Here is a 12,546-nt window from a genome sequence, read left to right on the forward strand (position 1 = left end):
CAACAGCCTCTATTTAGGTTTTGGTTAAACCTTTAAAAACAAAGACAGGGATTCTAAAGGAGAGTACTACATGGGTTGAATTTTTTTTATAAAAAAAATAAAATAAGCAATGAAAGGCTTAAAGGATTTCTGTTTTCATTTATATCTCGCCCATTTTCATAATTTTCTATGGTAATTCTCAATTGTTTTATTGCCCGGGCCATTTGCTCCTTTACGGTATTTTTGGAAATTTGGAGTGAATTGGCTACTTCCTGATAGCTCATGCCTTGCATTTTTACTAAATTGAAGATTTCCCTGCAACGAGGGGGTAATTGTTGTATGGCTTCATTGAGTTCCAGTTTTAATTCCTCTATTAAAATGGCATTTTCAGGATTAAAATATTCAATGGCAATAGGAAATTCCGGAATGGATACCGAAGTCTGGTTCTTATAGTTTTGTGGGGAATTTAGAAAGTTGAGCGATTGATTTTTTGTAGCATTAAAAAGATATGATTTAATGTTATTTATTTTACTAATATTAGATTGATGTAATTTCCAAATATTAAAAAACACATCAGAAACTACCTCTTCAGCTATCTCTTTATTTTTTACAAAAAAGAAGGCAAATGCCTGCAATTCCTGGCCATATTGGTCAATGAGTGTTTCTATACCCACTTCTTTCTCTCTTTCCTGTTGAATTCTTTTTTCCACACCCATGCTTTAATTTGATCAAGTTTCAGCATTTATTCCATAAAAATAAATTACCAATGCCCACTAAACAAGGCATAATTCATTCTCTAAACTTCAATTTTTTCTGTTATCACTAATTTAACTATTGGGAAAGTTATAAGAGATTTGCCTCTGTTGCAAATTTCAGGTGGTGATATATTTTCCTTGGCAAGCCTTACTGTTAAGTTTATTTTATAACTGAAAATGGATTGTCCGCTAAGTTTGAAATTATACCAGGCAAAATCTTAAATTAGTACCCGGTTGAATAAGATTCTAAATATTTAATTATGATATCAGCCACTTTTGCATGTCCTTCTTCTGTGAGATGAGCCCCATCATGTGTGCTGTGTATCGGGACTTTCTGATAGAGATCAATAAACCCATAATCTTCAGATTTTGCCAGCTTTTTGTATTTCTTTCCAATGCTATTGATATATTCATTAGTATGTGCTCCAAAATTTGCATTCCTGATCTGTTCATTCATCTGAGTATAATCGATTTTTGTACTCGACATCAGAATAATCTGGGCTTGAGGGTAAATCTCTTCCAACCGTTTAAGAATTTCCTTCATATTCACAGCACACTGTTGCACTACTTCATCTGAATGACCATCCACACGAAGGTCATTGGCTCCAAGCTGCATAAAAATGAAGTCAGCCTGCTTAGGAAACTTTTGGGTTACCTCATCCCACCTTTTTAAGTAGGCTGTAGTAGGCCAACCCGATCGACCCAGGTTTATGCTATTTAAGCCCTCAAAATTCTGTCCAACCCTTGCAGAAAAAGTGAGCGCTTTGTCCACTCCATCCCCGGCAGTCAGAGAATCTCCCAGGAAAAGCGCTGTTTTATCCGATTTTGTAAATTGAAATGATATAATTAGAATAAAAAATAATAATACTGCTTTCATTATTTTAAATGTTAAGATAAAGTATTTCCTGCACAGATTTCCTGTGTTTCATTAGCCTTGGGAAAACATTAGTAGCCAACATTTACCATATAATAAATAATTGTTGATCCCCATTTTTTCCTACCCAAAAAACTACGATTTGAAATAGTTGTAAACAGAAAAAATTTCCAGATTATCCCTTAACATCCGAAGCAATTTTATTATGTTTTTTCCCTGCTTTCTCTCAATTGTTTGATACCGGAAACCATACTGTCAAATCTAAACATTTCGGGTAAAAATCCCATTTTATATGGCTCCTCCCCTACTGATCTTATTTACAAGAGGCATTTTCCAGATACTCACAATAGAGGCCAGATGAAGGAAGAAATTAAATCCTGAATCCCAAAGTTATATAATATGTTCTGGGTGCCGATGGAATTATTCCCGGGCCGGGATATCCTGTAGCTCTACGGGTAAAATACTTTTCGTTCAGCAAATTATTAATCCCTGATTCAAGTTTTATCGCCTTATAGGCATAAGACAAAGAAAAATCCAAAATATCATATGAAGGTATTTTGCCAATTATTCCTTCTGTACTTTCCCCAGGATCGGGAATTGAAGAATTTTGAGCATCAGTAAACTGATCCGATAAGAACGTGTACTGAAGACTTCCCAACAGGTTCTTATACCCTAACCGGATTCCTGTCTTTAGATTTATCTGAGGTATGAACTCTACCATTTTACCCTCCACATTACTTTCTTCACTGCTAAGGTATTGAGAATTTGTCAGGGCAAAATTTACAAAAGGTGCAAATTTATAAAGATTCATATCTTTATGAATAGTGTTTATGACATTCCAGTCCACAAATGTCTCCAGACCATAGATGAATGCATCACCGATATTCTTTCTAACCCGATTACCTTTGTTGGGCCCGGAACTGACCAGAATGGTGCCTATTCGATTGTTGTACCTTAGGGCAAAAAGACTTACATCATATGAAAATATACCATCATATTTTCCCCGAATACCAACATCCCCCGTAAAGCCTTTCTCATCCGTAATATCCGGATCAATCATAAAGGTAGGGTTCACCACCCTGATATCGCTAAAAGTGACTGAACGATAATTTTGAGATAAGTTTGCATAGAGTTCCAGTTGTTCTGAATGATAAAAATCCACTCCCAGCCCAAACAAGATAATAGGGCGCTCCAGGGTACGGTTGTCGGCTCTGGTTTCTCTAAAAATCTCATTACCAGCCAGGTCATACCTCACTTCAGTGTAGTTCCCGGTAGATTCAGTTTTAATATATTCAATTCTCATCCCCGGTGTGATGGATAAATTGTCGGACAGGTTCAAAATATTTTCACTAAACAGGGCCAGATTCAGGTTTGGAAAGGAAAAATCTGATTGATTTGGATAGGAAGGATTAGATTCAAAAGTGAATGAAAAATCAGCATCATAGCCCGGGCTTCCCGGACCCTGAATTGAACTATTAGCTGATTGGTAATATTTAACACCAACCAAAAACACCGATTTTTTCTTAAACATCGAATAATGGTGCAATAAGCGAGCTTCTGCTCCCCAGTTATTAAATTTACCCACAATAAGATCGCGTGTATAAACATCCGGATCATCAGGTTCAGTTATTGGATTTCGCTCTGGTCTTTTTGCATCTCCACGAAAGCCTAATGCATCTCTTTGAGCATCCAGGCCAAAAAGATTAAGACTCATCTTGGTCTGAGGAGAAAACTTGTGCTTCAACTTTAAAGCAAAAAGTTTCCAGTCTACGGAAAACCAATTTCTTTCCCGGTTACTGAAATACATATTTTCATTGAATTGGCTATCCGTAAGTCCACCAGGTTGCTGGGCGAGATAACTTGAATAAGTGGTTTCGAAAGTTAAATTCGTTTGATCAGTCAATGCATAATCCAATGAAGCAAAAAAGTTTTTGGAATCAAATCCGGAATTAGGCCTAAAGCCATCCTCTCTTTTGTAATTAAAATGGGTATAATAACTGAATCGTCCTATTGTACCACTTAAACTATTGAAACTAGTGAAAAGATTGAATGAACCATACGACTGTCTGGAATTCCATTCAATTTTTTTGTTGGGATTTGGTTCTCGCAATTTAAAATTGATCAAACCTCCAAATTGTGTCCCGTACTGTAAAGAAGCTGCCCCTCTGATCACCTCAATTTGTTGAATGGCTTCCGCAGGAGGTGTGTAATAGCTTTCAGGGTAACCCAAAACATCCGCACTGATGTCATAACCATTTTGGCGGGTATTAAAGTTGGCAGTACGATTAGGATCCAACCCTCTACCACCTACATTCAGCTGGAGCCCGGCATCTCCATTATCGTAAATATTTAGTCCCACCACCTGTGAATATATCTGTCGGGCATTATTGGCAGCCAGATTTCCAATTGCCTGATCCATTAAAATAACCTCGGATTTTTTACCTGCATATATAGAGGTTCCTTCAATGGGATTTAGCCTGTTAAGACCAAAACTTTCTTCTTGTTTCTGGCTGATCACCACCTCATCCATTTGCCCATCAAAAGGTTGCAAAATAAAGGTAAGAGAAGTGTCGGCCAGCAGACTAATATTTTTTGTAATCGAATTATAGCCCAGGGCAAAGATGACCACAGTGTAATCCGCTTTTTTCAATTCTTTGAAAATAAAACTGCCATTATCCTCAGTATTTACTTTTAGCGCCTCTTTTTTTATAAATATCTCCGCATTTTTAATAGGTTTTTGGGAATTGCTTTCTTTCACCACTCCTTTTAAATTATACTGACCCAAAAGAGGTGCTGAAATGCCAAAAAGTATGATCAATAAATTACAAACCTTTAATTTCATCATTAAATGGTAAAATCCATGTTTTATGTTTCCATGATTCCTTCATGTCCACCAGGTTGGTAGAAGGATCTATAAATAAAGTACTTCCTCGGCCATTAAGGGCCACATAACTTTCTACATATACTGCTAAATTTTCATGTCCCTGGTGCTCAAAATGATTTTTAAGATAATGGGCATATTCCAAAATGAAATCAGGTTGAGTAGCCATTTGCTTCTCCTGAAATGAGGTGAGGAAATCCGCATTATTGACATAAAATTGTTCCCCGGTTTTTGAATTTTTAATTTTAAAGCTCGCATATCCGGTTTTTTCCATTAACATTACCCTCCAGCTAAAGCGATAGCCTTCTTCCGTCCAGAATAATTCATCACTATAAGCCAGATGACGAAAAGGAAATGCTAACTGAAATACAAAGAAAATGGAAAGGAGAAGTAAGGTGGCTCTATTGGTCTGATCTGAACTTTGTGGAAGAACTTTTTGATTATCAAATCTTTTTTTATCTATTCTAAGCGCTACTGAAAATATGGATACGAGTTTATCATGAAATTTTGCATCAAAAAAGATTGTCACCGCCAGAATCATAACAAATGGGAACATCCCAATCGGAAAGAGCAGCCAGGTGAGCATATGGAATATAACCACCAGAACAAAAGCTGCTGTTCTGGTTCGTTTAATAAGCAGCAAAAAGGGAATGGATAAATCAAAAATGGCTCCCGACCAGCTAAAAAAGTAAATCAACCAATTGTGATGAAAAAATTTACCCAGTATTGGTAAGTCGTAATGAGCTGGTAACCATATCTTTAAAGGCATTCCTTGTATCAACCAGTCCGAATTGAGCTTAGCCAGCCCTGCATAAAAGTAAACAATTGCCACAAGAAGCCTGAGGGTATCAATCGACCAGCTGGGCACGTACTCAAATGATAGCTTCGGCTGACGCTTTGCATCCACTGAAAAATAGGCATTTGCTGGTAAAAAAATTAATACAAAAGCCACTAAGGAGATAAAATAATAGTGATTCAGGTATGTGGTTTTATCCATCAATTCAATGTAAGTAAAGGACAAAAAAAAGAGGATAATGGATGGACGATATCTATAACCAATGCCTACACTGACCGCTGAGATACCACAGATTAAGAAAAGTAAATAGGTCCATTCACCTAGGGGTTTGACAAATTCAAAACCATAATAGGAGAAATGAAAGGAAGGGCTAATATAAAGTTTATCTATCCATCCTAATGCCCAAAAACGTATAAGGCTTATGGCCATTAAGAAACCAAAAAAAATGCGAAAGACTGCAAATGGTGCAGCCTTAGTTGATTTTAAAAAGTAATTACTGTTAAAAAATCTCATTTTTAGTCACCATCAGCATCTACATAATCAACCTGTATGTTAAGTGCCTGGAACATATCTACTTTAAGTAGAATAGTATTTGTCTGGAGTTCATCGTATGTCTGAAGCATATTATCGTTGTTATTCTCTACCTCAGCATAAAAATCTTCACCCAGACTTTCTGCCTGTACTTTAGTACTGGTGAACTGATCATTTATCAAATCGGAAAGGTTACTTCCGTCAGTAACTGAATTAAGAAAATCCAGGTAACTTTTAAGGCTTTCTCCTTGTCCGTTGCCATTAAAGTACCGTCCATTAAAAAAATCAATAGAGGCATTTAAGGATGTCATAAAAAGCGTTTTAGAAACATCTTGTTTGTAGAAAGCCTCCACCCGATTACTTAAAGGTGTATTAGAAAAAACTCCTGCCGGAATACCAATTTTTCCCGCTCTAAGGGCTTTTTCATAATAAAATAAGTAGTCGTTAACCAGTTTATTCACCGAACTACTGGCCGTAGACCCATCATTATTAATGAACTCATCGCGATATCCTCCCTCCCAGTCCTGTAAAACAGCTGTTGAAAGATCAGATAAACGAGTGATAAGATCATTTAAATAGTTTCTTAAATTTTCCTCAGCTTCAAACCGGGCCAAAATCATGGATGAGTTTTCTGCTGATCCATAAAGTAAATAATCCAGGGCGGGAAACCCTTGTTGATCCCTTAAGGATGGCAGATTTAAATCATAACTTTCTGAGTTTACATTATCCTCAATCCCCGCATTGTCTGTGGGATATACATTTGTATAATCTCTGATGGATAATTCTTCGGCTTTGCCAATTTCAAACATAGAGACTGATTGCCAGGCAATATAAGCTTCAAGCCAGGCATTTTTTAAGCCATCAAAGTTTTCGGTACTTCTGTCTTCAAGGAAGACATTTTTGGCATTCACCATATCAGTGACTTTGCCCACATAATTTTCATACCCCGGGATAATGATATTATCAGCCCAATTTACAAGCATAACCTGCCGATCAAAATTATCGGTATCTGTCATTGGTTCATTTTCAGTAGAGCAGGCCACCATAAAAATGATCATGGCCCAACTCCAAATGAATCGAAATGCTTTTATGCTCAAATAATATTTAGACATGCCTGGTATGGTTTAAGAAGTTTTAATTATGATCCCGCTTCAGCAACTGTAAAATCAAACTTTGCAGCTATTTCTTCAGAAATACTGTCAAGGGTTGATTCCTCTATATCCCATAAGCCATTTGCACCATCTCCCATCAGTTTACTAAGCATAGTATCTACTTCAGATTTGGTAAAATAAGGTTGATCCGAATCCGGCATTCTGGTGAACCTTAAACTATAAATAAATCCATAACCTTCTGAAAGTGCATGAAAAGTTGAGCCATAAGCAGCTTCATTGTTGCGATCATCAGGCAATGCTGCTTTCCCTTGTTGCAAATAATAAACTGCCCTCACCGCAATCACCTGGGATACTTTTTCCCTAATAATTTTAACCTGTTCATCTCTTAAACTATAGCCATTCTCTACGATTGCAGCCCGACCAAGCTTCAGGGCATTGAATAAATCATCTGCAATTCCCGAGAAATCCTCATCTCCATCTACTCTTCCGAGATATTTATTCAGAAAATCATCATCACTTCCCACAGTAGGATTAGGATTCTCTTTATCTGTGGCTGTTCCATATAAGTAACCGTAGGCCTCATCCCAATAATGCTCCATGTAGGTATAGCTTTTTCCATCCACTGTTATCTTGTCATCATTTTCTTGTTGATTGTTATTGGCATCTAATACTGATGAACTAAGATAGTTGTTGAGCATCTGGTCAGCCATCAATGCACCAATTAATGATTTGGCTACAGCCTGGTTATATTCAAGGCCAAGTTTGTTCACATACCGGGTAGAACTGCCATCTGCAATTTGTCCGGCTATTCCGGGAGCAGCCACCTTGTTTTGATTTGGAAATACCTCATCTATTTGGGCATTAATCCAGGATTCAAAATCAGCTTTTACTTCACTTGATTCGGTGGTGTTGGTCGAAAAGTAATCCGATGAAGCAGCTACTTTACTTTTAATGCTTTGGGTAGCACTATTTAAATCTGAATTTTCAAAAGGAGCGGCATCCCCTCCCGAAGCAGTCTCATTGCGATACATTTCCAGGAGTTGTTCTTTAGTCATTGCGAAGTCAAGCATCCCTCCAACCAGCTCTTTCGCCATCATAATTCGGTTGGTTTGGCCATTAAAGGCTACTGTTGAACTTGAATTTCGCTCAAAAGTATAAGTCTCAGGAGCATTTACGCTTGGTGATAGATTTTCATCTTCTGAACAGGAATATAACATCCCGCTGATTAATGCTAGTACTAATATTTTTTTCATGTAATGAGTGATTTCTAAGCTTATTTAGGCTAAATAAAAATAGTGTTGCAAAATTAACAATAGAGATTTGATAAGTCAATACCTAGTACTAGCTAATTTCACTATCCCTAGTACTAGCTAAGTGATTGCGTCTGTAAATACTTACGAAGGGCTATTATCAAGAAAAAATATTATACAAAACGCTTATAATCAAGTATATAACGTTCCAAGTTATGGGAGCTTTGGTAGCAAACAAGTAATTGTTTTTGTTTGAATTCTGGGTGTAGCATGATGATAAAACACTACCTAATTATGGTGTAAGAGGGGGACTTCAAAAAAATGAAAGGAATGGTAAGAACAATTATGAAGAGCATTAAAAGTGAAAACATTCAACCATGAATAAACCTAATGGGCAGTCGGAAACCTAAGTAATCTCAACTACCTTAATACTTTAATAGGTTACTATTGTCGGGGAAGTGATATAATAAACTCAGTACCCTCTTGCCAGTTATTAATTTCAATATTACCCTTATGGTCTTTTATAATACTCATTGAAATTGAAAGACCTAAACCCATCCCTTCCCCTTCTGATTTGGTAGTAAAAAATGGCTCGAAAATTTTATTCTGAATTGCAGGATCAATCCCATTCCCAGTGTCTCTAATTCTAATAATCACCATATTATCTTTAAAAAAGGTTTCTATCCAAATTGTTCCTTCTCCCTCAATAGCTTGTATGGCATTTAAAATTATATTTAGAAATACCTGATTTAATTTACCAGGGTTTCCAAATACTTTGGGGAGCACCTCAAATTTTTTCCTGATTTGGATGCGACCTGTAAACTGGGCATGGAGTAAAGTCAGGCAAGATTCAATTCCTTCCTCAATGGCCAGTTCTTCAAAAGAACGCGCATCCATTTTGGCAAAGGTCCTTAATTCCTGTACGATATTGGCACTTCTTTTTACTCCTACCTCAATGTTATTTGTCACTAATTTGATTAGCTCTTTTAGTTTTTCGAATTGATATTTTTCCTTTAATTCACTTATATAATTAAGTTGAGCGTTATAATTTTCATTATTTATTTTATTACACTCTTCCACTACTTCCATCAACTTTTCATAAGCTTTTTTTTGACCAATAATCCCGGATAAGGCAAAATTTATAGGATTATTTAATTCATGAGCTATTCCCGCAGTAAGAATACCCAGAGAGGCCATTTTCTCAGAATGCACCAACTGTGATTGAGTTTCTTTTAAAGTCTTGTAAGCATTATCTAAATTTTCATATTGTATGTTAAGTTGTACTTGCTGGATGGATAATTCCTCATTTTGGCGTTCCAGGTCATTGGTTAAATTTTTGAGTTCCTGGCTTTGATCCATAATTTTTTTTGTTCGATCTGTTACCTTTTGCTCCAAATCCAATTTTTGGTTTAACAGCATTCTTATTCTTGCTTTTACTCCAACCAAGATTAGTACAATAATTAAAATTAAACCAATAATCCTTACCCATAAGATTTCCCACCAGGCAGGCAGTACTATTATATCAATACTTTTGATGGTACTTTGCTCATTTTGATTTCCATCGGCTGCAACCGAAAAAGTATAATGGCCCGGAGCTAGATTAGTGTAGGTGGCTTTCCTTTCATTTCCAACTTTTTGCCAACTTTCATCTACAAATCCTTCAAGTCTGTATTTGTAGTTGATTTTTTCTGGAAATGTAAAATTAAGCCCAGCATATTCAATGCTTACAACTGATTGAGAGCGCGAAAGGGTAATTTCTTTAGCCAAATTAATCTGAGTTTCCAATGGAGAATCTTCTTTACTAATTTCAACCTCCTTATTAAACAAATTCAACCTGGTAAAAATAATGGGTATACCTTCTGTATAAATCAATAAACTATCCGGCTGGAAAATATTAAACCCGTTTAAGCCTCCAAATAACAACTCCCCTGAACTCAGCTTATAAGAAGTGTGTCTGTTAAAATAATTTCCCTGTAACCCATCATTGACTTGAAAATTGGTAAATTCCTCATTTTCTGAATCAAACCTGGAAATTCCAAAATTCGTCCCTAACCACAAAATTCCATTTTCATCTTCTTCAATTGAATTTACCTGATTATTTGGAAGGCCTTCTTCCACGGTAAAAGTTGTATAGCTCTCAAAATCTTCACTTAGTCGGGTTATTCCTCCCCCTTCAGTGCCCAGCCAAATCTGACCTCTTGAATCTTCCATAATTTCGAGAATAGTATATTTATTTTTCCCGGTGGGAATAATCTCAAATTCCGCTGTACCATTCCTCATCAAATTTAAATCTCCATTGCCCGTTCCTACCCAAATATTGCCTTTACTATCCACTGTCGCAGCATAAACCTCTATATCGGATAGACTCCCCTCATTATTAGGATTATAAGAATAATACTCAAATGAATGATTTTCAGGATCAAATTTATTGAGTCCCCCATCGAGGGTCCCTATCCAGATATTTCCTTTTTGATCTTCTGATAAGGAAAACAAATAATCACTGTTGGGTCCCTTATTTTCTCCTAAACTTGATGTAAAATGCCTGAATTTCTTAGTTTTCAAATCAAATAGATCCAGACCATCTCCCCAGAATCCAATCCAAATTCTATCTTTTTGATCGACCAAAATCGAAAGTGGTTTGCTACCTCCCAGACTTTCTGGATTATTACTTTCATGAAAAAAATGGGTAAACTCTCCAGTTTTTCTATCGAATAGATTTAATCCATTGTTATCGATACCAATTAAAACAGTACCATCTTTTGTCTCAGCAAAACTGCTTACATCGTTACCCGACAGTGACTTGGGATCATTGGTTCTATAATAGTGCTGCATTTTCAAAAAATTAGGATCAAATAAACCTAATCCACTAAAATAGGTCCCCACCCATAGTTGATTTTGGGAAGTTACATATAGCGTTTTGACAATGCTTCCTACCAAACTTTTGGGATCAAAAGGGTGGTTATGGTAATTTTCAAACTCCATCTCCCCTTCTTTTAAAAGAGATAAACCATGATCTGTACCTATCCATATTTGCCCTTCACTGCCTTCGGCCATAGACCAGACCTGATTATTGGGTAGACTACTTATATCGTCAGGGCGGTGAACAAACCTTTTAAACTTCCCTGAATTTTGTTCCATCATATTTACCCCAACCCTACCGGTTCCTACCCATAACCTTTTCTTGCTATCATAAAAAACCACATTCACAGCATTTTCAGAAAGACTTTCCGGGTTATTTTCCTCATTTGTGTAGCTCTTGAATTTTTTTGTTTGTGGATCAAAAAAGTTCACGCCTCCCCCCAACGTTCCCAACCAAAGTTGTCCAAACTCATTTTCTGCAATGGAAGTAACCTGATTACTACTTATACTTTCAGCATCTCCCGGAATGTGATTATAAAACTTTACGGTTTTTGTTTGATTTAAAATATGGCCTAATCCTCCTTTTGTGGCTACCCACAGCTGGCCATTTTTATCTTTGTGTAAATCATAAACAAATTCTGCCTGAAAAGGAGCATTTTGGGGGAAGGGAAAGGATTCAAATCGATCCAATTTTTGATTATAAATACATAAGCCACCTCCCCAGGTTCCAACCCATAAATTACCCTCAGCATCAATTTCTAATGCCCGTATTTTATTACTCAGTAACCCTGTAGTATCCTGGTTTTTTACCCGATAAATCTGGAAATCGTTTCCATTAAATTTGCAAAGTCCGTCCTGGGTTCCAGCCCAGATAAATCCTTCCAAATCCTGAACGATTGCACTGACATATTGGTGAGAAAGCCCTTCCTGGACAGTGAATTTCCTGAATATTATGGGAGATTGCGCATAAATCTTATCGAGGATAAAATTAGATGCAGCCAGTAAAATTATAAGACATAATATCTTTCTTGGTTTTTGAACCTCATCCTTTTGATCCATCCAACAACATTTTCAGCTAAAAAATCAAATCACAAAAAACTACTCCGTCCAAATTATTTACGATTAAGGTTATTTCTAAGTATTACCAAAGAATGGCAATTAATAATTTTGGTTGAAAAATTTTTAAAACAAATTTGGACTTTTATTGTAAAATGAAAAAGCCAGCTGAAAAAAAACTAATAAAATCCCATCGATTGACAAGTGCAAACAACAAACATAATTGTAAATTAACCTATAAACACCTAATATAATAAAATTTTACACATTTTTCTAGCAATTATTTATTGTTTTTAATATCTATTCCTTAAGAAATATTTTTTTAAAAGGAAGATATTCTTTTTTAGGATCCTTCATTTAGGGTTTTCAATTCTCTTTTTATGTCGAGAAGGATTCCTAAAAACTGAATCTCCGGGATATAATAAAACTTGTAAATTCTGGAGCAAAAAAAAA

The 12,546-nt window shown here is 36.1% G+C and carries 7 protein-coding genes; all 7 read right to left on the bottom strand.

What is annotated here, in order from left to right:
- Positions 1-86 precede the first annotated feature (86 nt).
- The 7 genes from A3EM_RS44670 to A3EM_RS0135640 all read right to left on the bottom strand — a co-directional run bounded on the left by A3EM_RS44670 (position 87) and on the right by A3EM_RS0135640 (position 12,096).
- On the bottom strand, positions 87-689 hold the full coding sequence (locus A3EM_RS44670) for an RNA polymerase sigma-70 factor (RefSeq protein ID WP_157638245.1): 603 nt from the start codon (positions 687-689) through the stop codon (positions 87-89).
- 268 nt (positions 690-957) lie between these two features.
- Positions 958-1,611, bottom strand: a complete 654-nt coding sequence (locus A3EM_RS0135610) for an SGNH/GDSL hydrolase family protein (RefSeq protein ID WP_020533030.1) — start codon at positions 1,609-1,611, stop codon at positions 958-960.
- A 367-nt stretch (positions 1,612-1,978) separates the two neighbouring features.
- Entirely contained in the window at positions 1,979-4,453 is a 2,475-nt protein-coding gene (locus tag A3EM_RS0135620; RefSeq protein WP_211212038.1) for a TonB-dependent receptor domain-containing protein, read from the bottom strand.
- Positions 4,431-5,798: an HTTM domain-containing protein gene (locus A3EM_RS0135625; RefSeq protein ID WP_026210792.1), complete on the bottom strand. Its 1,368-nt coding sequence runs from the start codon at positions 5,796-5,798 to the stop codon at positions 4,431-4,433. The genes A3EM_RS0135620 and A3EM_RS0135625 overlap by 23 nt, the downstream gene beginning before the upstream one ends.
- Before the next feature lie 2 nt (positions 5,799-5,800).
- Positions 5,801-6,928, bottom strand: coding sequence for an imelysin family protein (locus A3EM_RS0135630; protein WP_211212039.1), 1,128 nt, complete (start codon positions 6,926-6,928; stop codon positions 5,801-5,803).
- 26 nt (positions 6,929-6,954) lie between these two features.
- Positions 6,955-8,181, bottom strand: a complete 1,227-nt coding sequence (locus A3EM_RS0135635; protein WP_020533035.1) for a DUF4856 domain-containing protein — start codon at positions 8,179-8,181, stop codon at positions 6,955-6,957.
- A 441-nt stretch (positions 8,182-8,622) separates the two neighbouring features.
- Positions 8,623-12,096: a two-component regulator propeller domain-containing protein gene (locus tag A3EM_RS0135640; RefSeq protein ID WP_020533036.1), complete on the bottom strand. Its 3,474-nt coding sequence runs from the start codon at positions 12,094-12,096 to the stop codon at positions 8,623-8,625.
- Positions 12,097-12,546: the final 450 nt, after the last annotated feature.

The organism is Flexithrix dorotheae DSM 6795, from assembly GCF_000379765.1.
GTDB lineage: Bacteria > Bacteroidota > Bacteroidia > Cytophagales > Flammeovirgaceae > Flexithrix > Flexithrix dorotheae.